Source organism: Bordetella muralis, from assembly GCF_054781015.1.
Genome location: NZ_BAAGVF010000002.1, coordinates 312,950 through 339,217 on the forward strand (window position 1 = coordinate 312,950; position 26,268 = coordinate 339,217).

Annotated in this window: 25 protein-coding genes and 1 riboswitch; of the genes, 20 read left to right on the top strand and 5 right to left on the bottom strand. The window is 57.4% G+C overall.

Annotation, left to right across the window (positions count from 1 at the left end):
• Window positions 1–57 precede the first annotated feature (57 nt).
• The gene (locus tag ACYVIT_RS03550) at window positions 58–969 is read right to left on the bottom strand and encodes a LysR substrate-binding domain-containing protein (protein WP_415805359.1); all 912 of its coding nucleotides are present in this window, start codon (window positions 967–969) and stop codon (window positions 58–60) included.
• A gap of 109 nt (window positions 970–1,078) precedes the next feature.
• Here ACYVIT_RS03550 and metC point away from each other — a divergent pair, with 109 nt between their 5' ends.
• The 9 genes from metC to ACYVIT_RS03595 all read left to right on the top strand — a co-directional run bounded on the left by metC (window position 1,079) and on the right by ACYVIT_RS03595 (window position 10,255).
• A complete protein-coding gene (gene metC / locus ACYVIT_RS03555) occupies window positions 1,079–2,230 on the top strand; it encodes a cystathionine beta-lyase (protein ID WP_415805358.1) in 1,152 nt (383 codons plus the stop codon).
• Between the two features lie 75 nt (window positions 2,231–2,305).
• Complete coding sequence (locus ACYVIT_RS03560) at window positions 2,306–3,385, top strand: amino acid ABC transporter substrate-binding protein (protein WP_415805357.1); 1,080 nt, start codon at window positions 2,306–2,308, stop codon at window positions 3,383–3,385.
• A gap of 24 nt (window positions 3,386–3,409) precedes the next feature.
• Window positions 3,410–4,552 carry an amino acid ABC transporter permease gene (locus ACYVIT_RS03565; protein WP_415805356.1) on the top strand — a complete coding sequence of 381 codons (1,143 nt, stop codon included), beginning with the start codon at window positions 3,410–3,412 and terminating at the stop codon, window positions 4,550–4,552.
• A gap of 65 nt (window positions 4,553–4,617) precedes the next feature.
• Window positions 4,618–5,643: an amino acid ABC transporter permease gene (locus tag ACYVIT_RS03570; RefSeq protein ID WP_415805355.1), complete on the top strand. Its 1,026-nt coding sequence runs from the start codon at window positions 4,618–4,620 to the stop codon at window positions 5,641–5,643.
• A gap of 50 nt (window positions 5,644–5,693) precedes the next feature.
• Window positions 5,694–6,401 (top strand): amino acid ABC transporter ATP-binding protein, encoded by a 708-nt coding sequence (locus tag ACYVIT_RS03575; RefSeq protein ID WP_415805620.1) that lies wholly within the window; start codon window positions 5,694–5,696, stop codon window positions 6,399–6,401.
• Window positions 6,402–6,546: 145 nt separating this feature from the next.
• Window positions 6,547–7,752, top strand: a complete 1,206-nt coding sequence (gene chrA, locus ACYVIT_RS03580; protein ID WP_415805354.1) for a chromate efflux transporter — start codon at window positions 6,547–6,549, stop codon at window positions 7,750–7,752.
• A 27-nt stretch (window positions 7,753–7,779) separates the two neighbouring features.
• Window positions 7,780–8,169 carry a VOC family protein gene (locus ACYVIT_RS03585; protein WP_415805353.1) on the top strand — a complete coding sequence of 130 codons (390 nt, stop codon included), beginning with the start codon at window positions 7,780–7,782 and terminating at the stop codon, window positions 8,167–8,169.
• A 226-nt stretch (window positions 8,170–8,395) separates the two neighbouring features.
• A complete protein-coding gene (locus tag ACYVIT_RS03590; protein ID WP_415805352.1) occupies window positions 8,396–9,352 on the top strand; it encodes a Bug family tripartite tricarboxylate transporter substrate binding protein in 957 nt (318 codons plus the stop codon).
• An 18-nt stretch (window positions 9,353–9,370) separates the two neighbouring features.
• Complete coding sequence (locus ACYVIT_RS03595) at window positions 9,371–10,255, top strand: amidohydrolase family protein (RefSeq protein ID WP_415805351.1); 885 nt, start codon at window positions 9,371–9,373, stop codon at window positions 10,253–10,255.
• A gap of 126 nt (window positions 10,256–10,381) precedes the next feature.
• Here ACYVIT_RS03595 and ACYVIT_RS03600 read toward each other — a convergent pair whose 3' ends face one another.
• The 3 genes from ACYVIT_RS03600 to ACYVIT_RS03610 all read right to left on the bottom strand — a co-directional run bounded on the left by ACYVIT_RS03600 (window position 10,382) and on the right by ACYVIT_RS03610 (window position 13,418).
• Entirely contained in the window at window positions 10,382–11,776 is a 1,395-nt protein-coding gene (locus ACYVIT_RS03600) for a type III secretion system effector BopA family protein (RefSeq protein WP_415805350.1), read from the bottom strand.
• A 260-nt stretch (window positions 11,777–12,036) separates the two neighbouring features.
• Complete coding sequence (locus ACYVIT_RS03605; RefSeq protein WP_415805349.1) at window positions 12,037–12,909, bottom strand: phosphonopyruvate hydrolase; 873 nt, start codon at window positions 12,907–12,909, stop codon at window positions 12,037–12,039.
• A gap of 164 nt (window positions 12,910–13,073) precedes the next feature.
• On the bottom strand, window positions 13,074–13,418 hold the full coding sequence (locus ACYVIT_RS03610) for a hypothetical protein (RefSeq protein WP_415805348.1): 345 nt from the start codon (window positions 13,416–13,418) through the stop codon (window positions 13,074–13,076).
• Window positions 13,419–13,650: 232 nt separating this feature from the next.
• On the opposite strand from ACYVIT_RS03610, the gene ACYVIT_RS03615 reads away from it, so the two are divergent.
• The 5 genes from ACYVIT_RS03615 to efeO (ACYVIT_RS03635) all read left to right on the top strand — a co-directional run bounded on the left by ACYVIT_RS03615 (window position 13,651) and on the right by efeO (ACYVIT_RS03635) (window position 18,568).
• Window positions 13,651–14,061 (top strand): lysozyme inhibitor LprI family protein, encoded by a 411-nt coding sequence (locus ACYVIT_RS03615; RefSeq protein ID WP_415805347.1) that lies wholly within the window; start codon window positions 13,651–13,653, stop codon window positions 14,059–14,061.
• Between the two features lie 305 nt (window positions 14,062–14,366).
• The gene (gene efeU, locus ACYVIT_RS03620; protein WP_415805346.1) at window positions 14,367–15,200 is read left to right on the top strand and encodes an iron uptake transporter permease EfeU; all 834 of its coding nucleotides are present in this window, start codon (window positions 14,367–14,369) and stop codon (window positions 15,198–15,200) included.
• Window positions 15,201–15,287: 87 nt separating this feature from the next.
• On the top strand, window positions 15,288–16,382 hold the full coding sequence (gene efeO / locus ACYVIT_RS03625; protein WP_415805345.1) for an iron uptake system protein EfeO: 1,095 nt from the start codon (window positions 15,288–15,290) through the stop codon (window positions 16,380–16,382).
• Window positions 16,383–16,404: 22 nt separating this feature from the next.
• The gene (gene efeB, locus ACYVIT_RS03630; protein WP_415805344.1) at window positions 16,405–17,700 is read left to right on the top strand and encodes an iron uptake transporter deferrochelatase/peroxidase subunit; all 1,296 of its coding nucleotides are present in this window, start codon (window positions 16,405–16,407) and stop codon (window positions 17,698–17,700) included.
• Between the two features lie 40 nt (window positions 17,701–17,740).
• The gene (efeO, locus tag ACYVIT_RS03635; RefSeq protein WP_415805343.1) at window positions 17,741–18,568 is read left to right on the top strand and encodes an iron uptake system protein EfeO; all 828 of its coding nucleotides are present in this window, start codon (window positions 17,741–17,743) and stop codon (window positions 18,566–18,568) included.
• A gap of 66 nt (window positions 18,569–18,634) precedes the next feature.
• Here the strand turns inward: efeO (ACYVIT_RS03635) and ACYVIT_RS03640 are convergent, their stop codons facing one another.
• The gene (locus ACYVIT_RS03640) at window positions 18,635–19,540 is read right to left on the bottom strand and encodes a dihydrodipicolinate synthase family protein (protein ID WP_415805342.1); all 906 of its coding nucleotides are present in this window, start codon (window positions 19,538–19,540) and stop codon (window positions 18,635–18,637) included.
• 137 nt (window positions 19,541–19,677) lie between these two features.
• Here ACYVIT_RS03640 and ACYVIT_RS03645 point away from each other — a divergent pair, with 137 nt between their 5' ends.
• The 6 genes from ACYVIT_RS03645 (at window position 19,678) to ACYVIT_RS03670 (ending at window position 26,260) form a co-directional block, all read left to right on the top strand.
• A complete protein-coding gene (locus tag ACYVIT_RS03645; protein WP_415805341.1) occupies window positions 19,678–20,745 on the top strand; it encodes a LacI family DNA-binding transcriptional regulator in 1,068 nt (355 codons plus the stop codon).
• Between the two features lie 110 nt (window positions 20,746–20,855).
• The gene (locus ACYVIT_RS03650) at window positions 20,856–22,001 is read left to right on the top strand and encodes a YbfB/YjiJ family MFS transporter (protein ID WP_415805340.1); all 1,146 of its coding nucleotides are present in this window, start codon (window positions 20,856–20,858) and stop codon (window positions 21,999–22,001) included.
• 34 nt (window positions 22,002–22,035) lie between these two features.
• Window positions 22,036–22,127: riboswitch (TPP riboswitch) on the top strand.
• A 68-nt stretch (window positions 22,128–22,195) separates the two neighbouring features.
• Complete coding sequence (locus ACYVIT_RS03655; protein WP_415805339.1) at window positions 22,196–23,278, top strand: LuxE/PaaK family acyltransferase; 1,083 nt, start codon at window positions 22,196–22,198, stop codon at window positions 23,276–23,278.
• Window positions 23,275–24,738: an acyl-CoA reductase gene (locus ACYVIT_RS03660; protein WP_415805338.1), complete on the top strand. Its 1,464-nt coding sequence runs from the start codon at window positions 23,275–23,277 to the stop codon at window positions 24,736–24,738. The genes ACYVIT_RS03655 and ACYVIT_RS03660 overlap by 4 nt, the downstream gene beginning before the upstream one ends.
• On the top strand, window positions 24,735–25,499 hold the full coding sequence (locus ACYVIT_RS03665) for an ABC transporter ATP-binding protein (protein ID WP_460478152.1): 765 nt from the start codon (window positions 24,735–24,737) through the stop codon (window positions 25,497–25,499). Before ACYVIT_RS03660 ends, ACYVIT_RS03665 begins: the two co-directional genes overlap by 4 nt.
• Entirely contained in the window at window positions 25,496–26,260 is a 765-nt protein-coding gene (locus ACYVIT_RS03670) for an ABC transporter permease (RefSeq protein ID WP_415805337.1), read from the top strand. Before ACYVIT_RS03665 ends, ACYVIT_RS03670 begins: the two co-directional genes overlap by 4 nt.
• The last annotated feature ends 8 nt before the right edge of the window (window positions 26,261–26,268 follow it).

Sequence of the window (26,268 nt, forward strand, 5' to 3'; positions counted from 1 at the left end):
GTGCGGCTGGGGCCAAAGATACATTGTTTGATTGTGAAGCATAGCGTGCCGACCGGCTTAACCCAAGGCAGCCTGCATCTTTTTGAGATCGTTTTCCAACTGGATGCGCATGACTTTCAGCATCGCCTTTGCGTTGCCGGACAACGGCGTACCGGAGCGGAACACGAGCAAGCTGGTAAAGCTGATTTCTAACGACAGACGCTTGATCGTCAGGCCGCGAGAGAGGTAGTCCAGCGCCATGATGGGATGCACCATGCCAATGCCGACACCATTGAGAGCGAACTCGCAGACTGAGTTCGAATACGGTGTTTCCAGCATCGGACGAAGATTGAGATCAACCGTTTGGAGTGCGGCCTCGAGCCGGCGCCGGCTGGCGTCCTCTGGATTGAGCGCTATGAATGGGTGTTCGACCAGATCGCGGGCGTCGATGATTTTCTTGTTTGCCAGCGGATGGCGGCTGTGCATGGCGATCACTCCAGGCGTGCGCAGGAATACCGAATGCTCCAGGCCCGCAACGGAAAGCTCATCAGCCATCAAACCGAAATCGAGCTGACCTGCTGCCACCTGACGCAGCACCTCTCGCGAGCTCATGATCTGAAACGACATTTGCAGGCCACGGTCGACCAAGCCGAACGCGGCGATGGCGCGCGGCATGAACCCCGTGCCCAGCGCCGGCAGCGAACCGATGGCCAGGCGGCCTACGCCAAAGGACTTGAGGCTGCGGATCCGGTGTTCGATCAGCTCAAAGCCAGCGAAGCAACGATCGACTTCCTCCATCAGCGCGCCCGCCTCGGGAGTGGCGACCAGCCGCCCACGCACCCGGTCGAATAGGCGCAGGCCGGAGGATTCCTCGAGTTTGCGAATCGACTGGCTGATGGCTGGCTGCGATATTCCGAGCAGATTGGCGGCCTTGCTGGTCGTGCCAGCTTGCATAACGGCGCGGAAAACCTGGATTTCACGCATGTCCATGTATAAGTCCTGCTTATTGACTAAGTTATTTCAATTGTTGAACGAATTGCCTGGGCAAATCAAACTGCGCCTCATCGAAACACTCTCTTAAGCGCAGCGCATAGACCAAATGAACTCTGTCAGCCCTTCTAATACCGAATTCGCCAGTTTGTCCCCGGCCGTCCAACGCGCCTCCACGGTGGTATTCGACTCATTGGCCGATTTTGTCAACCGCAAGCAACGCCAACCCGACGGTTACAGTTACGGGATCACGGGCACACCTACCGCGCGGTTGCTGGAACAGCGCATCGCAGCACTCGAAGGCGCCCGGCACTGTGTGATCACCCCCTCTGGCGCCTCAGCACTGATGACGGTCGTGATGGGATTCGTGCGCGGCGGTGATCATTTACTGGTCTCGGCCGCCTGCTATGGCGCGCTCAAGACTTTTGCCGAAAAGTGGCTGGCATATATGGGGGTGGACGTCGAAATCTATCGACCCTCGATGGGGGCGGAGATCGAGGCACTGATTCGCCCTACAACCCGGATGATCTGCTTGGAAGCCCCGGGAACTGTCACGATGGAGATGGCCGACATTCCGGCCATCGCAGAGGTGGCGCGCCGCCATAACGTGTTGACGATGATGGACAACACGTGGGCCAGTCCGCTGGGCTTCCAGCCGCTTGCTCATGGCATCGATTTCAGCGTGGAGGCCGCTACCAAGTTCTTCAGCGGGCACTCTGACGTATTGATGGGAAGCATCAGCATGAATAACGCGGAGCACTATGCGGTGCTGCGTGAAACGCAGAGCATCCTGGGTCAACAGGTCAGTCCGGATGATTGTTTCCTGGTGCTCCGTGGACTGGAAACGCTGGCTTTGCGGGTACAGGCGCAGAGTGCCGCGACCCTGGACATCGCGCAGTGGTTACAGGCACAGCCGCAAGTGGAGCGTTTGCTGTATCCGCCGCTGGAAAGCGATGCGGGACACACACTCTGGAAGCGCGATTTTCGCACTAATGGCTGCCTGCTTTCGGTGATCCTGAAAGCGGGGCCGGAATCGGCCTTCAGTGGCTTCTTCGATACGCTGCAGCACTTTTCCATCGGCGCCAGTTGGGGGGGAGTGCATAGTCTGGCGGCCTATTATCCGGCATCGTTACAAGCCAACCGGGTTCATCCGGCAACAGACCAACCCGTGGTGCGCCTATCCATCGGCCTGGAAGACGTCCAGATGCTGAAAGATGACTTGCGCAATGCTCTGGCTACCTATGAGAGCCAGACGCGCTGAATCCCGTTTTCAGGGCCAATAGCCGTTACGAGTTTCATGGCCCGCCTACACCTATACATTGCAAGGGGAATTGCTATGCATCGCATTCGTACGCTTCAGGGCGCGTTTGTCCTGTTCGCTGCAGCCGTATTGCCCAACGTGTCTCACTCGCAGAAGGCTGCTCCCGCCGAGCCGGCTTCGCCGGTTATCCCGGCCACGAGCAACAGCCCGACGGTGGATCAGATCCGCGCACGCGGTTACGTCATCTGCGGTTCGGGTCACGGCACCACGGGATTTTCGGCACCCGACAAGGACGGCAATTGGAAAGGCCTGGACGCGGAAACTTGCCGTGCCATCGCGATTGCAGTCCTGGGCGATGGTAGCAAGGTACGGTTCGTACCGTTGACGGGCCAGCAGCGTCTGACGGCACTGCAGACCGGTCAGATAGATGTGCTGCCGCGCACCACCTCGTGGACACTGCGGCGCGATGCCAACGGCATCAATTTCACGTATCCCAACTACTACGAATATGACGCCTTCATGGTTCGCAAAGACCTGGGCATTACGCAAACCAAAGACATGCAGGGCGCTACGATCTGCGTACAGACAGGTTCGACCAACGAGGTGACGGTCGCCGACCTATCCCGTAAATTCAACTTGGGCTTGAAGACGGTGCTGTTCGACAATGTCGCCGCATCGCGCCAGGCGTTTTTTACCGGACGCTGCGACGGTCTGATCACCGATGCGTCGGCTCTGGCTGCAGTGCGCGCCACGCAAGCTCAGAATCCAGATGACTACATTATTTTTCCTGCTAGCGGCAACAGCGAAGCCCTGACGCCGTCGGTGCGGCATGGCGACGACCGATGGTTCGATATCGTCAAGTTCGTCGTGCAGGCGCCCATCGCGGCAGAAGACATGGGTATTACTCAGGCCAACGTGGACACCATGCTGAAATCCGATGATCCGCGTATCGCACGTTTCCTGGGCGTGGAGCCAGGCAATGGCAAGGCGCTGGGCCTGGACGAACGCTGGGCGTACAACATCGTCAAACAATTGGGCAACTATGGTGAGATGTTCGAGCGCAACGTCGGAAAGAACAGCCCGATGAAGCTCGATCGCGGCCTGAACCGGCTCTATCGCGATGGCGGACTGATGTACCCCTACGTTTTCAATTGAGCATTACGCCGAGCGAGACGACGCATGTTCAAGCGACTTTGGTACAACGCGCGGGCGCGTTCCGTAATGATGCAGGTGCTCATCGCCAGCATCTTTTTTGGAACGCTGGCCTGGTTGGTGTTGAATGCCCACTACAACCTGACGCAACGCGGGATCGCGACCGGCTTCGGCTACCTTTCCGATGCCGCGCGATTCCCCATCTCGGAAAGCCTGCTGGCTTATCGACCGACCGACAGCTATGCGAGAGCGTTTGCGGTCGGGCTCGTGAACACCGTGTACATCTCGGTTCTCGTGATCGTGGCATCGACCGTCTTGGGATTTCTGCTCGCCCTCGCGCGTCGCAGTCGTCATCCATTGGTGAATGGTATTGCGACGTTCTATCTGGAAATCACACGCAATACCCCGCTAGTAGTGCAGTTGTTGTTCTGGTATAGCCTCGTCACGATCAATCTGCCTTCTCCGCGGCAGGCGCTGAATCCGCTGCCGGGAGTATTTCTGTCGATTCGGGGGCTGTTCTTTCCCAGCGTACAGATCGAGGGTTATTGGCTTGCCGTGGTATGGGTGATACTGGCGGCGTTGTTGGGTTGGTTGGGGTTGCGCCCCTTGCGTCGGCGTCGACCGGCGCTGCCATTGGGCCGCGTGTTTTTTATTGGGACGCTGCTAGCCTGCATACTGGCGTGGCAGTGGGGTGGCGTGACGCTCACGAGCCACTCGCCGCAGCTGCGTGGGCTCAACTTCGTCGGCGGCACAGCGCTGACTCCAGAATTCACCGCGCTATTGATCGGCCTGACCTTGTATTCGGCCGCCTTTTCCGGCGAGATCATTCGCGGTGGTATCGATGCTGTCGCACCAGGGCAATGGGAGGCTGCTCAATCCCTGGGACTACGGCCTTGGACTACATTGCGATGCGTCGTCGTTCCACAGTCCTTGCGCGTGATTGTGCCTCCCATGACAAGCCAATACTTGTCCATTGTGAAGAACACCACTCTGGCCTTGGCGGTAGGGTATCCGGACCTCTCGTTTGTGATTACCACCACCATCAATCAGACGGGGCAGGCTATCGAAGGCTTGGCGATTCTGATGGGGGTATATCTGTGCATCAGCTTGAGCGTTTCGCTGTCTATGAATCTCTACAACCGCCGTATTCTGCGGACTGAGCAAAGATGACTACGATCTCCATATCCCCGGATGTCCCTGCACGATCTGCCCCAATTGATCGGCGGGATAGCGCCATGCATCGCTTGTTCGGTACGGCGATCAGCAGTGTCGCGACTATCGTCGCATTAGGGTTGGGTCTATACGCGCTGAGTCGATTTGCAGACTGGTCTCTGATCAATGCAGTATGGCCGGGAGAGTCCGGTGCGATGTGCCGCCAAGCCACCGGGGCGTGTTGGGCGTTCTTGGGTGAGAAACTGAACCAGATATTGTTTGGAATCTATCCTCCGGCTCAACAATGGCGCCCGGCGTTCGTGTGTGCTTTCATTCTGTTCATGGTCGTCCTGTCGCTGAATCCTCGGCAATGGCGGTTGCGTACCGTGGTGCTTTGGCTGGTCGGCATGGCCGGATCACTCGCGCTGATGCAGGGCGGGTGGTTTGGACTGGAGCGTGTGCCTACTGCCTCGTGGGGTGGACTGCCTGTCACGCTGCTATTGGCGGTCTGTGCGTTGGGAATAGGCATGCCCCTCGGTATCCTGCTGGCGTTGGCACGGCGGGGCTCATTGCCAGTGGCGCGTTTCATTGCGACGTGCGTGATTGAATTGATCCGTGGTTTGCCGCTGATCAGCCTGCTGTTCATGGCCTCGATTGTGTTGCCCATCATGTTGCCGGCAGGGATGACCATAGACAGCCTCTTGCGGGCGGGGATTGCCCTGACGATTTTCTCGGCAGCCTACTTGGCCGAGGTGATCCGCGGTGGCCTGCAATCGTTGCCGGCAGGACAACTGGAGGCCTCGAGAGCGCTCGGTCTGTCATGGTGGCAGATGACACGATTGGTAGTGCTGCCGCAGGCCATGCGAAAAGTTATCGCGCCCTTGACCAACACCGCCATTGTGATGATCAAGAACACCAGCCTGGTATTGATTGTGGGTCTGTTCGATTTGCTGAGCTCCGGGCGTGCGGCGTTGACTGATCCCGCTTGGCCGACTCCGTATGTAGAGACTTATTTCTTTATCGCTGCTATCTATTTTTGCATCTGCTTCGGTCTTTCGCGTTATTCAATGTGGCTGGAGCGGCGCTTCAAAAAAGGGGAACTTCGTTGAATAGGCAACATAGTGGCGCGGCCGTACCTTTGGCCGTGAACATCGCCGGGATGAGCAAGTGGTATGGCGAATTCCAGGTCTTGCGTGACATCGATCTGCAGGTCGCGTCCGGTGAACGACTGGTGATCTGCGGACCATCAGGTTCCGGAAAATCCACCATGATCCGTTGCATCAATCGGCTGGAGCGCCATCACGAGGGCAGCATCATCGTCAACGGGGTGGAGCTGGCTGACGATCTGCGGGCCATTGACGAAGTACGTGCCGATGCGGGGATGGTGTTTCAACACTTCAATCTCTTTCCGCATCTCACCGTACTGGAAAACTGCATTCTTGCGCCTATGCACGTTAAACGTATGCCGCGGGACCAGGCCACCGATCTGGCAATGCAGTATCTCGCGCGCGTACGCATTCCCGATCAAGCCAGCAAGTTTCCTGCGCAATTGTCTGGCGGGCAACAACAACGCGTCGCCATCGCCCGTTCGTTGTGCATGCAGCCGCGCATCATGCTGTTCGATGAGCCAACCTCCGCACTCGACCCCGAGATGGTCAAAGAAGTGCTGGACACGATGACTTCCCTGGCCGAGGACGGCATGACCATGCTATGCGTCACCCACGAAATGGGCTTTGCACGCAGCGTTGCCGATCGTGTCGTGTTCATGGACGGCGGACGTATTCTGGAGTCAGCGGATCCGGGCTCCTTTTTTGACCATCCTCAACACGAGCGAACTCGCGCGTTTCTTGAGCGGATATTGCATTGAGCGTTGCTCGTATAGGGCCGTTCGATATGGCGGGAGCGGGGGACGGCCGCGCAGTGTTGCGTTGATCTTACGATGCGCGATTTCATGGCGCACACTGATCCATTTTCGATTAATGTTGGCCAGTCCATACTATGCTGCGCCAATCATGACTGAAATCCCCACGAACGGCCCCAATCCTTGGGCTGTCTTTCTGATTTTTCTGCGATTGGGCTTGACCTCATTCGGCGGGCCGATCGCACACTTGGGCTACTTTCGTGACGAATTCGTGACACGCCGGCAATGGCTGACCGAGCGCAGTTATGCGGATTTGGTCGCGTTATGTCAGTTTTTGCCGGGGCCCGCCAGTAGCCAGGTAGGACTGGCGATCGGCCTGTCTCGCGCGGGATATACGGGTGCCCTGGCCGCCTGGGCGGGTTTTACGCTGCCATCGGCGATCGTCTTGATTCTGTTTGCGCTGGGTATATCCAGCTACGGAGACGTGGTGCCATCTGGGGTGCTGCACGGTTTGAAGGTTGTTGCGGTGGCCGTCGTGGCGCAGGCCGTATGGGGCATGGCTCGTAATTTATGCCCCGACGCGCCACGCGTCACCCTCATGGCTGCAGCCAGTTGTTTCGTGCTGCTGGTTCCATCGATTTGGGGCCAAGTAGGAGTCATCGCCATGGCCGCCGCCATCGGTCTGTTGTGGTTCAAGCCGCAACAGGCGTCGTCGGACGACCGGTTCCCCGTTCCGATCAAACGCGGGGTCGGCGTGCTGTGGCTGACCGCGTTCTTTGCCTTGCTGATTGCGTTGCCGATGGCAGCGACTGTCTTCCCGAACCAGGCTCTGGCAATGGTTGACGCGTTCTATCGTGCGGGGGCGCTCGTTTTTGGTGGTGGGCATGTCGTCCTGCCGTTGTTGCAAGCCGAGGTGGTGCCTACCGGATGGGTCAGCAATGAGTCTTTTCTCGCGGGCTATGGTGCTGCGCAGGCGGTTCCCGGTCCATTGTTTACCTTTGCCGCGTTTCTGGGCGCGTCGATGAACGCGGCGCCCTCGAGTTGGCTCGGGGCTGGGATTTGCTTGCTCGCTATCTTTGCGCCCGCCTTTTTGCTGGTGGCAGGCGCATTGCCATTCTGGGAAAGCTTGCGCCGCAACGCACGTATGCAAACTGCTTTGTCCGGCATCAACGCGGGCGTGGTAGGTTTGCTGCTGGCTGCGCTTTATCAACCGGTATGGACGAGCGCCATTCACGCGCCACAGGACTTTGCCCTAGCATTGGTGGCATTGATTGCCTTAATGTTCTGGAAGCTGCCCCCATGGCTCGTCGTCCTGGGCAGTGCGCTGGGTGGTTGGTTGTTGAGTATCGTTCTATAGAGGCATAAAGCCAAAGAGGGACTCACCATGTTTTCACACGTATTCATCGGCGTTACCGATTTCGAGCGGGCAATGCGTTTCTATGATCGCCTGTTTTCCGTCTTGGATATCAAGCGACGGTTTTATGATCCTGAGGTGCCTCGGGTTGGTTGGAATCCTGCCTCAGGAGGGCGCCCATACTTCGTGATCAGCAAACCATTCAACGGTCCGCACGATGTCGGTAATGGCCAGATGACAGCCTTTCTGGCATCTTCTCGTGAACAGGTTCGTCAGGCATATACCATCGCGCTAGCTGAGGGCGGTACGGACGAAGGCGAGCCAGGTTTGAGACCGCAGTATCACCCCGACTATTTCGGCGCCTATTTCCGCGATCCTGATGGCAACAAGCTCTGCGTGGTGTGCCATCAGCCCGAGTAAGACCCTGAGGCGGCAAAGGCGGGGACACTATTCCTGCAGGTAATTCGGCTCGCTGTCCCAGCGCACGGCGACACGTTACCGTATTGCCAAATTCCGGTTTCTTTTCATTAGGCAGAACGTGTTTCGTAATACGCGACAACGTTGTATTAAATGAAACGTCATCCCACAATACGCCAGCCTGCAAGACGTCAGTCGGCAGCGCACATAACTATCCTGGGAGACATAATTGAAAAGATCCATTGGCGCCTTCGCCCTGGCCGTCTTGGCCATCCCCACCTTTGCCGCAGCAGCCTATCCCGACCAGCCTATTACCTTGGTAGTGCCATACGCGCCGGGAGGAACGGCTGACGCATTGGCTCGCGTCATCGCGTTGAATCTGGGTAAAAAGCTGAATCAGAGCGTGATCGTCGAGAACAAATCCGGTGCGAGCGGGATGATAGGCGAGGCCTATGTCGCGCGGGCAAAGGCGGACGGCTACACCGTGCTCTACGATGCAACGCCGTTGTCGATCAATCCGGCCTTGCACAAAATGAATTTCGACCCCGCAGCCGATCTGATGCCGCTGACGATGGTATCGGTCACGCCCAATATCCTGGTAGTGCCCAAGTCGTCTGCATTGAACAACTTGAAAGATGTGGTGGAAACCGCAAAAGCAAAACCTGGGCAATTGACCTTCGCTTCAGGCGGCACGGGAACGGTGCAGTTCATGGCGGGCGAGTTGTTCCGGCAGGGCCGCGATTTGAACATGCTGCACGTGCCTTATAAGAGCGGTGGTCCAGCCATCATGGCCACGGTCGGCGGACAGGTGGATATGATGTTCACGAACATTTCTTCGTCACTGCCGCTGTTTCAGAGCGGGCAGGTCAAAGTCCTAGCCATCACTTCTCCCAAACGCAGCGCGCTGTTGCCGGACGTTCCGACCGTTGCCGAGTCGGGATTGACAGACTATCAGGTCTACGAGTGGAACGGCATGTTTGTACCGAAGGGCACGCCCGCGGACATCGTCGACAAACTGCAGACAACGATTCGCGACGTGTTGAAGGAGCCCAGCGTCAAAGAGAAATTCGACTCTCTGGGCGCGGATATCGTGGCCGCCGGTCCAGAGGACTTCAAGCAATTCCTCGACAAGGAGTTTGCCAAATGGGCAGGTGTTGTGAGCAAATCCAATCTCACAAAGCAATGACATCCACATTGGCTCGCGATGAACATGTCTCGTCCTGACATAGCGGTTCCTCACTCCCTAGGTGTGAATCTGCCAACGCACGTGCTGCCAGCGGGGGCGTGCGACAGTCACATGCACATTTTCGATCCACGATTTTCACCGTCACCGCATTGGACACGGACCCCTCCGGTGGCCGAGGTGAGTGCATATCGGAAATTGCAGCAGAGGCTGGGCACGTCGCGCACGGTTGTCGTCACGCCGTCGACGTATGGCACCGACAATGCCTGCACAGTAGATGCGCTGTCGCAGCTGGGTGACAGCGCCCGTGGCGTTGCGGTGGTCGATGCCAACGTATCACCCGAGGCGCTCGATCAACTGACTGCGAGTGGTGTTTGTGGTCTAAGAGTCAACTTTGTGACCCCACAGTCGTGGGGGGAAACGACAGTTGATATGCTGACCACACTGGCACGCAAAATCGCGAGACTCGGATGGCACATACAGATCTTTGTGCATCCCGAGCAACTCATTGCGTTGGCGCCAGTCTTGTCCAGCCTGCCTGTGCCATTAGTGATCGACCATATGGCGAGAATTTCGCCCGCAGAGGCCGACCATGGGAAGGCTTATTCGATCCTGCGCCGCTTGCTGGACGAGGGAAATACCTGGGTCAAGCTATCAGGCGCGTATATGCGATCGGCTGTGGGCGAACCGGATTATGCGGACACCGTGCCTTTGGGGCGCGCGCTAGTCAAGGCCGCTCCAGAACGACTGGTCTGGGGTAGCGATTGGCCGCACACCACTCAACCATTGAATAGCGTCAATGACGCGAGTCTCGTTGCCGTGCTGTGGCAGTGGTGCGAAACGGAAGCGGCCTTGCATCGCGTCCTGGTTGATAATCCCAGCTCGCTCTACGGGTTTGCGTCTTGACTGCCACATCAAAGCCGGCGCATCGTTTGATGCGCCGGCTTTGATTATTTCTTGCTGTTAGTCGTAACGGCGAGACGCCCCCTTCGATACAAACAGCGACGGTCTCGGCCGTTTTTCTCTGGGAATTCAAGCTCGCGGCGTGAATTTCTCGGGCATGTGGAAGTTGAAACTGTTGGAGACCTGAAACGGAGGGCGGACTCGTTCTCTGCCTGTGACGGCGAAACTGATCATTTTTGCTTGTTCGCTTCGGTTGATGTCTTTTCCTCGTTTCACGGTTTCATCATCGTGCAGCGTCCACGAGTCCTGCTCGCGTCGGCTATACATATAGTAGTGGCCTGCGGTGTCAGATTCGCCGACAGCGCCTCCCGCATGAATGATGATGTCCCTGGGCTCCAAGGTGAGCGTCCATTCGATACCTGTTTTTTGGTCGATGACGGGGATGCGTACCGGTTTCGTGAAGTCTGCATTCAGGATGAGACGTGTCAGTTCTTCGCTGTTATAGTCCATCGCATTGATATGCAGGTTGAATCGGTCTACTTTTTGGACGTCTGAAGCAGTCCATTGCTGAATACGAGTGACTGTCGTGTTTCCTCTGTCGTCGTCATTCCACCTGACGCTAACATCGTCGTCCCTTGTGGTGAGCGTGTTCACGATTTGCTGCAAGCTGAAGTTCGCTTGCTCGCGGCTCGACAGGTTAGCGTGCTGGCAATACGCTGCATCGGCGATTTTGGGATCGCGTTTTTCTTGACCGTTGACGTACGTCTCTTGTATCTGCAAGACGTTGGTATTGAGATTTTCGAGATCACAGCAATCGGAAAGTTTCATCAAGAATTCTTGCGTATCATTCTGATCGCCTATGACCGTGAACCCGGAACCATGCGGCCCGGCACGAAAATTTTCCTGCTCCTGCAAGCTGTTAAAGAAATCGTGTAGTTCTCGATGCAAGGGTTTTTCGCTCTCGTGGGTGGCCTTGATCAAATCGACGAATTTTTTTGCGCAATCCTGTTTGTTTGAGTCAGAGGCATTTTGCTGGATATGTTCCAGGTGTGCGACGAGCCGATTTTCACCAATAGAATTGATCAAGAATTTCAATGCCGTATTGGCATAGCAAGTATTTCCCAGATTACGGAACCCGCAAAGGCTCGGTCCTGTCTCGGCGCTCTCAATGAGGCGTTCAATTGTGCGGCTTTGCAACGGGGTTGCACCCGTCAGGTCCAGATTGCGAATCGCGCTTTCTGCGTTCGTCGGGCCGTAGCGTTCCGATAGCGACTGAATGAATACTCGCAAAACCTGAGCATTTTTTATCTCGAGTTCCCGAGCGAACTTCGCGACGGGCTCCCAGTGTTTCAGAACAGGGACGTAGCTCAATGCATAAAGAATTCTGTCGTTCAGGGTGAGCTGTGCTGCTCGCAGAGCGGGGTCTCCGTCAACTTCGCAAATTTCCATGTGGTGACCCGCGTCGGCGAAGGCGCGGAAACTGTCTGGCGAGAGGAACTGGTTGTGGTACGTGGTGGGGGTCATGATATTTTGCATGTCGGAGTTAATGCCCGAGCCACTTGTGGGCGCGGTGATGTGCGAACCTCGTTCTCCCACCTTGGTAACGCTGTGCTGCTTACAGTTCCATAACTCCTTGACGTCACGCTATTTTTTCTTGAGCCAGGCTATTGACACAAGCAGGGCGTTTAATAGCGATGTCGTCTGACATTCCCAAGGTTGATAAAAAATTGCTGTGAGTTTTTCTGGTCTCGAAGCCGTTCATTGCGGCGCGTGCGATAGGCGCATCAACGCAAATACGTCGTCTCGATCGCGCGCATCGCGTTATCACCCTGCAGCTCGATGATGTCCTTCACGCTGGGCAATTGACCGTCCACAGTTTTGATTCCCCCGTCACGGCGAATCTGTGCGAAGACTTGCCGCATCGCGCCTACTGCTGCCCGGATGGCATGATTGCCATAGATCACCACGCCGACTTTGCCTAGCGCAGCGATGTCCGACTCGGTGAGTTGCGGATAGGCGGTTGGCACCAATACCAACGGCACGCGGCCTGGCCAGGCGCGCACGAACGCCAGGATCTCGTCGGGTGTTTTCTGTTTGGAATGAATCAGGATCGCGTCGGCGCCTGCCTCTGTGTAGGCGATGCCGCGCCGGATGGCCTCGTCCTGTCCCTGGCCTGCAATCAGCGCCTCTACGCGGGCAATCACCACAAAGTCCTTGTCGCGGCGTGCGTCGGTGGCTGCCGCGATTTTGCCTTGAAACTCTTCGATGCGTACCAGTTCCTGGCGGCCCTCTGTGCGCAGACTGGTGTCCTTGGGAAAAGTTTTGTCTTCGATCACGATGGCCGATGCGCCGGCCGCCTCGTACTGTGGCACGACATAGTGCACATTTACCGCGTTGCCAAATCCCGTATCGATATCGGCAATCAGTGGCACCGACACAGTGGAGGCGATCGCGCGCATCATCTCCAGGTGTGTGCCCATCGACAAAATGCTGGCGTCGGGCACGGCATAACTGGCCGATAGCTCAAAGCCGCTGCCCCAGACGCCATCAAAGCCGGCCTCTTGCGCCAATTTCGCTGCCAGCGGATTGTGGGCTGCCATCGCCGTGAATAGCTTGCCACTTTCCAACGCGGCACGCAGCGCCTGATTCTTGTTCACGAGCGATCTCCTTGAACGAACAGCGGAACAGTATTGGGATGAATATCGACTGATAGTGCCGAATATAAACGAACCCCCAGCGGTTGGAGGGAATCCAACCGCTGGGGGTTCGCTAGCTGTCTGCTCAGTTTCGAGGTAACCGCGTTGATGCTATCTCGACTTATTCAGTCACGATGCCGCTTCCAATGCTTGTTGCCACGATGTTTGTCATGACCTCGATAATTCGCACGTCGATAGGAATCCCGGTGACCACGATCCCGGTCCCAATGGTGGTGGCGACGGCCGCCGCGGTCATCGTCTGTGATGACGTGTCCCAGCAAGCCTCCGGCAGCAGCGCCGCCCAGGGTGTACAACGGGTCGCCCTCTGACAGCAATGCGCCGGCAACGCCACCCAGACCTGCGCCGATGATGGTGTTGCGGGTTTGATCGTCGGCCAGCGCGGTCGTGCTGATGCCCAATGCCAGTATGCTGGCGAGCATGGCTTGAATCAATCGTTTGGTCATAGTCATATCTTGTTCTCCTATGTTGGCCGCCCTGCGATGCAGCCAGCATGTCGTATCGAGTTAACGGTAAGTCACTCGCGTAGAACTGAAGTTAGCACCGCAACCCTGTATCAGTCGCACAGGCCGGGCTACGGTGTGTATAAGCTGTTTCAGTCGCTTTCTCGGCGAAAAAAGGTGGCAGGGCCGCTTGCCGGTAATAGAATCGCTAAATCCCCACCGGCATAGGAGCCACCCCCTTATGCGTCGACATCTCGTGTTTTTAGCCTTTCCCCTGATGGCCTTTCACAGTATTGCGTCCGCGCAATCCGATCCCTGCGCTGATGCGGCCACTCAAGCGGATATCAATGAATGCGTAGGAAAATCTTACAAAAAGGCCGACGCTGAGCTGAACGCTGCCTATAAGCAGGCGGCTGCGCGTGTGAAGGGCGATGATGACCAGCACAAGAAGCTGGTCGCCGCCCAGCGAGAGTGGATCAAGTTTCGCGATGCCGAGTGCGATTTCGTCACTGCTGATGCAGGTGGAGGCTCCGCTTATTCAATGGCTTTGTCGGCTTGCCTAACCACATTGACGCAAGATCGTACAAAACAACTAAAAGGGTATTTAGCGTGTCCGGAAGGCGACGTTTCATGTCCCATTACCAAACCGTAATCTAAAAAAATTACGCGGTTTGCTTTGGGTCGTCGGCTGCCGATTTTGCGTGCAGTTGAAGGCCTCTATCACTCTGTACGAGCGCAGATATCGCGTCTGCGGCAAGCACAAAAAACGCTGTCGTAAAACTCGAAAAAATACGGCGAAATTTACTCTCTTAACCCTTCATTAGAAGGGTTTTTTACTTACGTAGTCCTGAATCAAATAAGCAGCCCTAACAGGGCTGTGGACTTCGTATATGCTTCGCGCTTTGGTTTGTAAAATCAATAGCTTCTTATTCTCATTCTGCTCTTGGACGGTTGTTAATGTTAGTGCCATTTCTGATCATGCTTCGGGAAGGGATCGAGGCCGCGCTGATAGTTGGCATTGTTGCCAGCTACCTTAAACGCAGCGGCTCGTCGTCGATGATGCCCGGTGTCGTGATCGGCGTGCTGTTGGCGGTTGCCCTTTCTTTTTTTGTCGGCGCGGGGCTGCAAGTTGCGATGGCCGAGTTCCCTCAGAAAGAGCAGGAGTTCTTCGAAGGCGTGGTTGGTTTGATCGCGGTGGTGATGCTCACGTCCATGGTGTTCTGGATGCGCAAAGCGGGCCCTTCGGTGCAGGGTGATTTGCAGGAGTCTGTGCGATCAGCCCTGGCTGGTGGCAAACGCCGCGAGTGGGCGTTGATTGGCGTGGTGTTTCTGGCTGTGGCTCGCGAGGGGCTGGAGTCAGTGTTCTTTCTCCTGGCGATCTTTCAGCAGAGCAGCGGTTGGCACGCGCCTTTAGGGGCGGTGTTGGGATTGCTCTGCGCAGTAGTGATCGGCTATGGCATCTACAGCGGCGGCTTGCGTCTGAACTTGCGCCGGTTTTTCCGCATTACGGGTGTGTTCATTCTGCTGGTGTCCGCAGGGCTGTTGGCCGGCGTGCTGCGCAAATTCCACGAGGCAGGCGTGTGGAATCATTTCCAGAACGTCGTGTTTGACATCGATCATGTCCTGCCGATGGATAGTCCCGTCGGCGCAGTGCTCTCGGGCATGTTCGGCTATCAATCGGCGCCGGTGACAGGCGAGGTCGTTGTGTATCTCGTTTTCCTGGCGGTGAGTCTTTATCTCTTTCTGCGGCCTAGACCTCAAGTCTTTTCTCAGCCTAAAACTTCTTCTTGATTCCGGGCTAGCACCTTATCCACGATGTCATCTTCACCACAAAAAAAACGCTCCCCTCTGATATGGGTCGCCGTTCTGGCGTCCGCTGTGTTGGCCGTAGCCGGCCTGGCCACGTTCTGGTGGGCCTCGACGGCAAAACGCCCGGCGACGCAGGCTGACGCCAACGCTGTCAAAGTCACCATACGTGATGACGTTTGCGAACCGAACGATATTACGGTGCCGGCCGGCAGGACCACGTTCGTGATCACGAATGCTTCCAAGCGGATCCTGGAATGGGAAATCCTGGACGGCGTCATGGTGGTCGAGGAGCGCGAAAACATTGCGCCCGGTTTCTCGCAAACGATGAAGGTCAAGCTGCAGCCGGGTAAATTCGAGATCACCTGCGGTCTGCTGAGCAATCCACGTGGCACACTGACGGTGACGCCGTCGGCCGCTTCTGATGCCGAAGCTGCGAAGCCGTCTTTGGTGGCCTATATCGGCCCGCTGGCAGAATACCGGGTGACACTGTTGACGCAGGCCGCTGCCTTGCAAAAAGCGCTGAAAACGCTGGACGCAGCCGTCAAGGCTGGCAATCTGGACCAAGCTCGACAAGCATACTTGCAGGCTCATCAAGCCTATGCACGGCTGGAGCCTATGTCGGATCTATTTTCCGATCTGGACGCACGTTTGAACGTACGTCCGGAATATCTGGAAAAGCGCGAGGACGATAGTGCTTTTGTGGGGTTGTTCCGTTTGGAGCGTGAGCTGTATCGCGCAAACAAACTCGATCAAGCACAACCCATCGTGGATGGCTTGATCGCAGATGGCGATACGTTGCGTGAACGTGTGCGCGCCCTGAATATCGAGCCGCCGCGCCTGGCGATCGGGGCATCGCGTTTGATGCAGCGTTCGGCCGATCGATTTGCCAACGATGCGCAATCGTTGCCGGTGGAGGTTGCCGCCAATTATCTGCAAGGCAGCATCGCGGGCGCCAAGGGGATCGCACAGCTGCTTGCCCCGCTGTTGACCAAGGCGGATCCGGCGTTGCAAGAGCAAGTCGATAGCGCATTTGCTGCTGTCGAGTCGCAGCTGAGCGCTTATCAGCAAAAGCAGGATGACAGTACCAGAGAGGCATTGATCCAGGCGCTGAGGCACGCTGCCGCGACGCTGGAGCAGATCAACGCCAAGCTCGGGCTGGACTAACTTTATTTGTACAGGTTTTATCATGTCAGGCAGTCATTCAGATTCCCGTGAGCCGTCGGGCTCGCTATCGCGCCGTCATTGGCTAAAGGGCGCAGCGTCCCTGGCAGGCCTTGGCGCATTGCCCGTCCATGCGCAAAAGCCGCCCGCCGACAGTCAGGTGACCGATGCGCCGCACAGCCTGCGCACCGATGAGCGCGTCAGTTGCTGGGGCGAACATCAGGCGGGCATCGTGACGCCGAGACCCTCGGCCGGGATGGTGGCGTCCTTTGATGTCATTGCCACGGATCGCAAGGAACTAGAACGCCTGTTGCGTGGGCTGTCTGAACGCATTGTGTTTTTGACGCAGGGCGGTGATGTGCCCAGATTGGATCCTCGCTTGCCGCCCGCGGACTCCGGCATCATGGGGCCGCGCGTGCAGCCGGACGGTTTGACGATTACGGTGTCTGTCGGCAGTTCGTTGTTTGATGATCGCTTTGGTTTGCAGGATCGCAAGCCGCGGCATCTGCAACGCATGAGCGCGCATCCGAATGATGCGCTGGATGCCGCGTTGTGCCATGGCGATCTGTCGATTCAGTTCTGCTCGAATACGCCCGATACCAATATTCATGCGCTGCGAGACATCATCAAGCAGTTTCCCGACTTGTTGATTCTGCTCTGGAAACAGGAAGGCACCGTGCCGCCCGTACCGGAAAAGCCCGGCGTTCCGGCGGAAAGCGCTCGGAATTTTCTGGGTTTTCGCGATGGATCGGCCAACCCCAATGCCAATGACAGTACGGCAATGAGCCAGATTGTGTGGGTGGGGCCGGATGACGAGGGCGAACCGGCTTGGGCTCATGGTGGCAGTTATCAGGCGGTACGGATTATTCGGAACTTCGTCGAGCGTTGGGATCGCACGCCGCTACAGGAACAAGAGGCCATCTTTGGCCGTCAGCGCGACAGCGGTGCGCCATTGGATGGCGGAAAGACAGAGCACGACGTACCGGATTTCACCAAGGATCCGGAAGGCAAGAAAACGCCGCTGGATTCACATATCCGCTTGGCCAATCCGCGTACTAAAGGGTCTGAAAAAAATTTGATTCTGCGCCGTCCCTTTAATTACTCAAATGGCGTGACCAAGTCGGGCCAGCTCGAGATGGGGCTGCTTTTCATCTGTTATCAGTCCAACCTGGAAAAAGGCTTTATCACCGTTCAGAAGCGACTGGACGGTGAGCCGCTAGAGGAATACATCAAGCCGATCGGCGGTGGGTTTTTCTACACGCTTCCAGGGATGCGCGACAAGCAGGATTGGCTCGGACGCACGCTTCTGAGCGCTACCTAGCAAGTCGTTGGCCATTGTTTACATCACACAAGGAGATCTCATGCCGTTTTCCCGCAACCGTCTGCTCGCCGCAGCGATTTTTGCCGGCGCGATGACGATGCAAGCCCATGCTGCCGTGGCGCCGCTGGAATTGGTCGGGCCGGTGGCCGAGTACAAGCTTTACGTGAACGAAAACATCGACAAGTTTGTCGAGGACGTTCGCAAGTTCACTGACGCCGTCAAAGCCGGCAAGATCGATGAGGCCCGTGCGCTATTTGCGCCGACCCGGATGAGCTACGAGCGTATCGAGCCGGTGGCAGAACTGTTCAGCGATCTGGACGCGTCGATCGACTCACGTGCCGATGATCATGAAAAAGCCGAGAAGGATCCCGGTTTCATTGGTTTTCACCGCATCGAGTATGCGCTGTGGGAAGAAAAGAGCACCAGCAAAGTCGGTGACGTGGCGGACAAGTTGATGGCGGATGTGCTGGAACTGCAAAAGCGCTTGTCGCAGTTGACCTTCCCGCCGGAGAAAGTCGTAGGCGGTGCCGCCGTACTGATGGAAGAAGTCGCCGCGACCAAGATCTCGGGCGAAGAAGACCGCTACAGTCACACTGACCTGTGGGACTTCCAGGCCAACTTCGAAGGCTCGTATCACATCTTTGAATTGCTGCGCCCCTTGGTAGAGCGCGAAGACAAAGCTTTTGTCGAGAAGACCGACGGCAATTTCAAGAGCGTGTTCGATACGCTGGCCAAGTACAAAACGGCCGAGGGCGGTTTCCAGTCGTATGAGAAGCTGACCGACCGCGACCGCAAGGTTCTGGCTGGTCGCGTCAATACTTTGGCAGAGGATCTTTCGCAGATGCGTGGGATGCTGGGCCTGGATTGAGGCGATAGACAGTAGCGCTTGTAGGGGGGTGTTGCCCCGGCAGATTGATGCCGAGGCAACACCACCTTATTTTCTTTCAGCCACGGCTTTTTCGACACGGCTGACCAGCAGATCAATGTCTTTCAGATCAGCGGCAGTCAACACAGGGCCAGGTGAGCGCATCGTGGCAGAGCGTATTGCACCGCGGCGCTTAAGCACTTCTTTGCGCACGGCTACACCCCATTGCGATTGGTTTTCAAAGTTCAGCAAGGGCAGATAGGTGTCAAAGAGGTCGTGCGCCTCTTGAACCTTTCCTGCGCTATACAGCTTGTACACGCCAGACAGCATTTCTGGATAAGAGAACCCGGCCATCGGCCCTTCGATACCGTGTGCCAGTTCTTGCAGCAGGAATACGCCGTTGTTCCCGGTCAGTATCGGCACATGACGGGGCAGGGCAGTGCGCATGCGGGTGATCTTGGCTGCACTCGGGATGTCTTCTTCCTTGATCGCCTGGATTTGCGGATGGCGTTCAACGAGGCGGGCAATCGTCGGCACGGATAGCCAGACTCCCGTGGAAAACGGAAAGTCCTGCAGCACCGTTGGTACATCGCCGATCCGCGAGAACACTGCATTGAAATAGCTGAAAATGTCTTCTTCGGTCTTCAGCCCCGTTGCTGGCGCGATCATCACGCCATAGGCACCTGCTTCTACGACGTCTTTGGTCAGTGCCGCCAATTGTGCAACGCTGGGATTGCTGACGCCTGCGATCACGGGTCTGCCCTGCGCGCGTGCCACGTAGCGTCGTACGGTCGCGAGCGATTCTTCCATCGATAGCTTGGCCGCTTCGCCAGCAACACCGAGCACGGTGAGTCCCGCCGCACCATGCTTGATATAGAAATCGCACAGCGTGTCGACGCTCTCGAGATCCAGCGAGCCATCATCGGTGAATGGGGTTTGCGCGACGACAAATAGGCCGCTGAACGTTTGAGACATCGTAGGTTCCTGTATTGCTGGCTTGGTGAGTTTAAATGTTAGCGCTAATATTAGCGCTAACATTTGGTTGAATGGCGCTAGGGTTATCCCTCGGTGGTTCGCCGTAACTCATTCTGCAACCGTGCTATCTTCCCGCCATGAGCGAGCCTCCGACATTCTCTGATCCGAATATGCTGGCGCCACCGCGACGCACTCGACGTGGCGCCGGGCGTGCGACTTTGGCCGATGTGGCTCGAATTGCGGGCGTATCTGCCCAGACTGTCTCGCGGGTCCTTAACAGTCCTGAAACGGTGCCGCCTGCAACGCTTGAGCATGTGCGTGCTGCTATCGCTCAGGTGCGATACGTGCCGAATCGGCTGGCAGGCAGCCTGGCCTCCGGACGCAGCAAATTGGTCGCTGCTCTGGTTCCCACCATTGCTTCACCCGTGTTTCAGGAAACGATACATGCGCTCACGCAAGCGCTAGCCGCCAAGGGCTATCAATTGATGCTGGGCGAGAGCGGCTTTGACGATGCCGATGAGATTGAACTGTTGGAGAACTTGATCAGCCGCGGCCCTGACGGCATTGTGCTGACGCGTGTCGTGCAATCTGAATTGGCTAGACAACGGCTTGCCTCGTCGGGGATTCCAGTGGTCGAGACCTGGGATCTGACGGATACGCCGGTCGACATGCTGATCGGGTTTTCACACGAGAATGTTGGCGCGGCCGTTGCCGATTTGCTGATCGATCGGGGCAGTAAGACGCCTGCGTTGATCTCGGGTAATGACCCTAGAGCGCGCCGGCGCCGAGCAGGATTCGTGAATCGCTTGATCGCACGAGGGGCTATTCGTGCGGAAGCTGACCTACCCGTGGTTGAAATCAGCGCCCCTGCGCATTTTGGCGATGGCCGGCGTGCATTCGTTGATCTATTGACTCGAGATATGCATGTTGACGGCTTGTGGTGCAGTACAGACGCCCTTGCATTAGGTGCGTTGATCGAGGCCAAAGAGAGAAACATCGCTGTGCCCGACCGATTGGCGGTAGTGGGGTTCGGCGATCAAGTCACTTCGCCCTATACGAGTCCGGCGCTGACGACGGTGCGTATTGATGGCCGAAAAATAGGTCAACTCGCTGCCCAATTCATCTTGGAGCGTGCGCGAGGTGAGCGAGTCTTGGAGCGGATTCAAGATATAGGATTTGAGGTGATCAGGCGCGCTAGTGCTTGAGGGAGACCTTCTCGGTGGTTCTTCCATGAAGAATAATTCGGATGATTTATTCTCAAATAAGGAATAAAATAAAAACCTGTTCTTGATTTGAGAATAAAAGAGAGCCGGACATGGAACTCGCGGTGACACCTTCTCGCCATTCCCAACTCCGTTCTGCGATCGAAGCCGCCTTGATCCTGGCTGTCGGGATGGGATTTGGACGTTTCGCATTTACTGCCATCTATCCGCACATGGTTGACGAGGGGGTAATCAGCGTGCAGGGCGGCAGCTGGGCGGCATCGGCCAACTACGCGGGATATCTGCTTGGCGCCGCCCTTGCCGTACGGGTACGAGCCCATAATGCGCATCGTCTATGTATCTGGTCTGCCGTCGGTACCGCGATCTGCTTGGCGCTATTGGCTTATCTCGATTCCGTCAGCGGCATTGTTGTAACCAGGGGGATCGCGGGCATATTCAGCGCGCTTTCCATGGTCGCCGCGTCGTTGTGGCTGTTAGAGCATAGAGGCCATGGCAAGGGGGCACCCTTGCTGTACGCGGGTGTTGGCATTGGCATCGCCTTGTCCGCCGAGATACTGGTATTAGGCGCTCATGCCGGATTGCGGAGTCACGGAATGTGGCTATTGTTGGGTGTCGTGACCTTGGTCCTTGGTTTGATGGCGGCACCAGGGATACGCTCCGCTGTTCCTGTTGCTGCCTCTGATCGCGCTCGGGGAACAGATGACGCAACAACCGTTGCGGCATGGCCTCTGGTGTGTATGTACGGGTTGGCGGGGCTGGGATACATCGTGACGGCGACGTATCTCCCTTTACTGGTCAAAACGGCGTTGCCAAATCTGGACTCCACCCATGTATGGGCCGTATTTGGACTGGGCGCGGCACCCTCCTGTTTTGTCTGGCACGAACTGCATCAGCGCATCGGCACCAGAAACGCGTTAGTTGCCAATCTGGTGCTGCAGGCGGTGGGAGTCGTTTTGCCTGCTGTGTCGCAATCTGCCCTCAGTTATCTACTGAGTGCGCTACTGGTGGGCGGCACCTTCGTTGGCACGGTGACTATCGCCATGCCTGCGGCACAACGTGTCGCCCGCGCGACGGGCAAGAACCTGATCGCGGCGATGACGCTCGTCTATGGAATAGGGCAGATAGTGGGCCCCGCGCTGGCCGAACGCTTGTATGCGTCGAGCCAGAGCTTTTCCAGCTCGCTTTTGGCGGCCGCGGCGGCCTTGGTTGTAGCGGCGTTGCTGTGCTTTAGACTGTAGCGGTTCTGCTGGGTCGCCATTGCGGGTTAACATAGCTCTTGCTCCGGGGTGCACGCCAGTGCTGAGATTCAGACCCGCGAACTTGACCCGGTTCATACCGGCGTAAGAAGAGCGTTGACCTTGACAGGGCCGCATGAATGGTCGGCCTGTGCAGGCGGGCTTCGGAGCTTCCATATATAGGATTCTCGAAAGCCATGAACTACGCCGGACCGCCTGACGCGGATATTCTCGAATTCATCGCCCAGGATGGCTGCACGGACGAGCAGTTTGACCAGCTTGCGTTGCGTCTTTTTGCCTACCAGTACAACGCCAATGCGCCGTTTCGCAGCTTTTGCCAGCGACGCGGCGCTACGGTACGCAATGTGAAATCCTGGTGTGACATTCCGGCAGTGCCCATTGACGCCTTCAAGGCAATGGAGCTGCGTTGTGAGCCGACGTCGCCCACCGAGCGCGTTTTCATGACCAGCGGGACGACGCGCGCCGATACCCGCGGGCGTCATTTTCATCCTCGTCTCGATGTTTACGATCTGTCGATGACGCGCAATTTTGCCAGGCGTTTTATGCGGGGTGTCGAACGTTTGCCGATGGGGATTCTGTTTCCGGACGAGATCGCAATGCCCAACTCGTCGCTGGCGCATTATCTGGCGTTGGCGAAATCTACCTTTGGCAATGACGATAGCCGGTACTTCATGTCTGCGCAAGGCATGGATCTGGACGGTTTGTGGCAGCGGCTCGAACAGGCCGAGCGCCTCGGCGAGCCGTACGCATTGCTAGGCGCCAGTTACAGCTTTGTGCACGTGATCGACGCCTTGCGTCAATCGGGCCGATCCTTTCGTTTGCCGCCCGGCAGCCGCATTCTGGATACCGGCGGCTACAAGGGCCAGTCGCGCGAGCTGCCATTGGACGCGTTTTACACGGCGTTGACTGAATTGCTGGGAGTGCCGCGCGAGCTGTGCGTCAACATGTATGGCATGACTGAGCTGAGCACGCAGTTTTATGACGACGGCAATGCGGTGGTGCCTTCCGCCAAATCGGGACCGCACTGGATTCGTTCACGCCTGGTCGATCCTGCAACCGGGCGTACCGTGCCGGATGGCGAGCGCGGCATCCTGGTGCATTGCGATCTGGGCAACTTTAATTCGGTCAGCACGATTCTGACCGAAGACGTCGGTGAACCGACTGAAAATGGTTTCCTGTTGTTGGGACGTGCCGAGGGGGCGCAGGCCAAAGGCTGCTCGTTAGCTGTAGAAGAGTTCATTCGGTCGGCGGCATCATGAACACGCTGCGGGTCGAGGCCGGCTATCTGCCGGGGCTGTCAGCCGATGAGGTGCAGTGGCAGATATTGCCATTTGTACAAGGCGACCAACGCGTCGAGGTATCGGTGCCGGTGTTGTCGCCAGCGCAAATGGGAATGCTGGCCGAGCGCGTCAAGCGGGCCAGTGCCCAGCATCTCAAAACGTTGGCGGTATCGGAGATTATTGCGATCATCGATCGTGCCGTTGCCCGTTTGCTGGATCCCGATGATCCGTATCGCCGTCAAGCCGATGCTTTGTTGCCGCTGATCAGCGGTTATGACGCAGAGATGGTGCGCCTGGGGCTGACGGGTTTTTTCAAGACCTTTCGGGCGCCGCAGTTGCACAGGTTTATCGTTGAGGATTTCGCCAATCCTAAAGTCCTGGATGCTTTTCAGCCTGCACCGAAAGGTGGCGCCGTGCGGGCCTATGGGCCTGAGTTGTTGGTACATAGCTGGGCAGGGAACGTCCCTGCATTGGCGTTGTGGAGTTTCGTCTGCGGCCTGCTGGTCAAGGCGGGCAATATCGGCAAACTTCCTAGCGCAGAGCCCTTGTTCGCCGGATGGTTCGCGCGGCTGCTGGCCGAGGTGCATCCGCCGTTGGCGGACTGCTTTGCGGTAGTGTGGTGGCGCGGGCCCGGCGGCGAGGAGGCAGACGCGCTCTATGCGCAGGCCGACACGGTGGTGGCCTACGGGGGCAATGATTCATTGCAGGCAATTCAGCGCCGTCTGCCTGTGACGACACGATTCCTGCCGCATGGGCATAAGTTGGGCTTCGGGGTGATCAGTGCTGCTGCGCTTGACACGTTAAAGGCGCCCGCCGTCGCACGACGTGCCGCCTGGGACGTGATGCGTTACGACCAGCAGGGGTGTTATTCGCCACAAGTGTTTTATGTACAGCGCGGCGGACAGGTTGCTCCACGCGAGTTTGCCGGCTATCTTGCGGGCGAATTGGCGAATCTGCAGCGCCGCTATCCGAGGCGTGCGTTGGATTTGGCAGAGTCGGTATCGCTGGCGAAATGGCGGCAGGCCATCGAGTGGAATACCTCGGCCCAGCCCAGCGTGGACGGATTGATTGGCGATCATGAGGCGCAATGGAGTGTTGCCTATACGGACGATGCTCAGCCGCTGTCACCGTCTGCGTTACAGCGCAGTATCGTTGTGGCGGCGATCGACGCTTTGGACGATATCGCGCTCTCCGTGCGGTGCCGCAGCGCGTTTTTGCAGACTGCAGGTATCGCTGCCACGCCAGAGGAACTCTATCGCCTTGCCGAGCAGCTTGGGGCTGTGGGCGTGACCCGCATCAGTGCTATTGGTTCGATGAGTATGCCCGAGGCAGGCTGGCATCATGATGGACGCTTTAATCTGCTTGATCTGGTCCGTATGACCGAGATCGAGCAATCGGCTGAGGCGGCGGCTGAGCCCTTCGCCCCGTATGAGCCATGAGCGTGGTTTTGGACAGATCGTTTCTTGATATGCGGCAGGTGGTCTACACCTATGCAGGCGAGCGGCCTATTGTGGACGGCATTGACTGGCAATTGAAGGCCGGCGGTTTTCATTGTCTGGTTGGCCGCAGCGGTTGCGGCAAGACGACGTTGCTCAAGCTCGCTGCCGGTCTGTTGGTGCCGCAATCGGGATGCATCCAACAAGGGGATGGCAAGCGCGTCGAGCCGGGGCCGCAGTTAGGCTATATGTTTCAGGCACCGACACTGCTGGAGTGGCAGCGAGTCATCGACAATGTGCTCTTACCTGTGTCGCTGCAGCGCCGGCCGCTCGCCGATGATGTCGCGCGAGCGCACGAGCTGTTGGCCATGTTGGGACTATCGGGGCATGCGCAGCACTATCCTCGACAATTGTCGGGTGGACAGCAAAGCCGGACGGCTTTGGCGCGGGCATTGATTCTTGAGCCAGCGCTGCTCTTGCTGGATGAGCCGTTTGCGGCGTTGGACGCTATCACACGCGGCGAACTGCAGGATGATCTGATGCGGATGTGCCGGTCGCGCAAGACGACAGTGCTGTTCGTCACCCATGACATCGGCGAGGCAGTGTATTTGGGGGATCGTATCGGCGTTATGCATCAGGGGCGATTGTTGGCGGATATTCCGGTGGAATTGCCTGCGCCCCGTACACAGTCCATGCGTCATGGTGCGGCGTTTAATGCGTATTGCGCGCAGATATTCGACACGATGACGGGAGGGGCGAAATGAGGCAGGTGCTGAGTCGCCGTGTGCTGCCTATCGTCTTGCTGGTTGTGCTGTTAGGCGCATGGGAGCTCGTCGTGCGAAAAGCGGGCATTTCCGCTCTCGTGCTGCCTGCGCCTTCGGCAGTGGTGCGAACGTTGTGGACGACGCTGTCCACGGGATACTTATGGCCCCACATCGGAGCGACGCTGGCGGAAATGCTGTTGGGATTGGCTCTGGGCGGTGCAGCAGGGCTGGCAATGGGCATCGCGTTAGCGGAATCAGCGTTGCTCGATCGCGTCTTCAAGCCTTATGTCATCGTCAGCCAGGTGGTGCCGAAGCTGGCGCTGGCGCCCCTGTTTGTGTTGTGGTTCGGCTTTGGTATCGCGCCTACAGTGGTGATGACCGCGCTGATCTGCTTTTTCCCCCTGATGGAGAACACGCTGACCAGTTTGCGGCAGGTCGATCCGAATCGCCTGCAGCTGTTCCGCATGCTGGGTGCGTCGCGTACGCAGACGTTGTTGCGTCTGAAACTGCCGGCGGGACTGCCGGGAATTCTGGCGGGATGGCGGGTGGCGTTGGTGCTGGCCTTGGTCGGTGCCGTCGTCGGTGAATTCATCGGCGCCAGCCGTGGGCTGGGCGCGGTCATTATTGCGGCGCAGGGCATGATGGATACCCCTCTGATGTTCGCCGCACTGACCGCCATCGCCGCCATCGGACTGTTGTGCTATCAGGCCATGCTGATGATAGAGCGGTGTTTGTTGCGCCCCTATGGCGATCATCTTTGAAATCTCTC

Bases quoted from the DNA above. Each gene is read 5' to 3' on its own strand.
- ACYVIT_RS03550 (WP_415805359.1), bottom strand. From the start codon at position 969: ATGGACATGCGTGAAATCCAGGTTTTCCGCGCCGTTATGCAAGCTGGC.
- metC (WP_415805358.1), top strand. From the start codon at position 1,079: ATGAACTCTGTCAGCCCTTCTAATACCGAATTCGCCAGTTTGTCCCCG.
- ACYVIT_RS03560 (WP_415805357.1), top strand. From the start codon at position 2,306: ATGCATCGCATTCGTACGCTTCAGGGCGCGTTTGTCCTGTTCGCTGCA.
- ACYVIT_RS03565 (WP_415805356.1), top strand. From the start codon at position 3,410: ATGTTCAAGCGACTTTGGTACAACGCGCGGGCGCGTTCCGTAATGATG.
- ACYVIT_RS03570 (WP_415805355.1), top strand. From the start codon at position 4,618: ATGCATCGCTTGTTCGGTACGGCGATCAGCAGTGTCGCGACTATCGTC.
- ACYVIT_RS03575 (WP_415805620.1), top strand. From the start codon at position 5,694: ATGAGCAAGTGGTATGGCGAATTCCAGGTCTTGCGTGACATCGATCTG.
- chrA (WP_415805354.1), top strand. From the start codon at position 6,547: ATGACTGAAATCCCCACGAACGGCCCCAATCCTTGGGCTGTCTTTCTG.
- ACYVIT_RS03585 (WP_415805353.1), top strand. From the start codon at position 7,780: ATGTTTTCACACGTATTCATCGGCGTTACCGATTTCGAGCGGGCAATG.
- ACYVIT_RS03595 (WP_415805351.1), top strand. From the start codon at position 9,371: ATGAACATGTCTCGTCCTGACATAGCGGTTCCTCACTCCCTAGGTGTG.
- ACYVIT_RS03600 (WP_415805350.1), bottom strand. From the start codon at position 11,776: ATGACCCCCACCACGTACCACAACCAGTTCCTCTCGCCAGACAGTTTC.
- ACYVIT_RS03610 (WP_415805348.1), bottom strand. From the start codon at position 13,418: ATGACTATGACCAAACGATTGATTCAAGCCATGCTCGCCAGCATACTG.
- ACYVIT_RS03615 (WP_415805347.1), top strand. From the start codon at position 13,651: ATGCGTCGACATCTCGTGTTTTTAGCCTTTCCCCTGATGGCCTTTCAC.
- efeU (WP_415805346.1), top strand. From the start codon at position 14,367: ATGTTAGTGCCATTTCTGATCATGCTTCGGGAAGGGATCGAGGCCGCG.
- efeB (WP_415805344.1), top strand. From the start codon at position 16,405: ATGTCAGGCAGTCATTCAGATTCCCGTGAGCCGTCGGGCTCGCTATCG.
- efeO (WP_415805343.1), top strand. From the start codon at position 17,741: ATGCCGTTTTCCCGCAACCGTCTGCTCGCCGCAGCGATTTTTGCCGGC.
- ACYVIT_RS03640 (WP_415805342.1), bottom strand. From the start codon at position 19,540: ATGTCTCAAACGTTCAGCGGCCTATTTGTCGTCGCGCAAACCCCATTC.
- ACYVIT_RS03645 (WP_415805341.1), top strand. From the start codon at position 19,678: ATGAGCGAGCCTCCGACATTCTCTGATCCGAATATGCTGGCGCCACCG.
- ACYVIT_RS03650 (WP_415805340.1), top strand. From the start codon at position 20,856: ATGGAACTCGCGGTGACACCTTCTCGCCATTCCCAACTCCGTTCTGCG.
- ACYVIT_RS03655 (WP_415805339.1), top strand. From the start codon at position 22,196: ATGAACTACGCCGGACCGCCTGACGCGGATATTCTCGAATTCATCGCC.
- ACYVIT_RS03660 (WP_415805338.1), top strand. From the start codon at position 23,275: ATGAACACGCTGCGGGTCGAGGCCGGCTATCTGCCGGGGCTGTCAGCC.
- ACYVIT_RS03665 (WP_460478152.1), top strand. From the start codon at position 24,735: ATGAGCGTGGTTTTGGACAGATCGTTTCTTGATATGCGGCAGGTGGTC.
- ACYVIT_RS03670 (WP_415805337.1), top strand. From the start codon at position 25,496: ATGAGGCAGGTGCTGAGTCGCCGTGTGCTGCCTATCGTCTTGCTGGTT.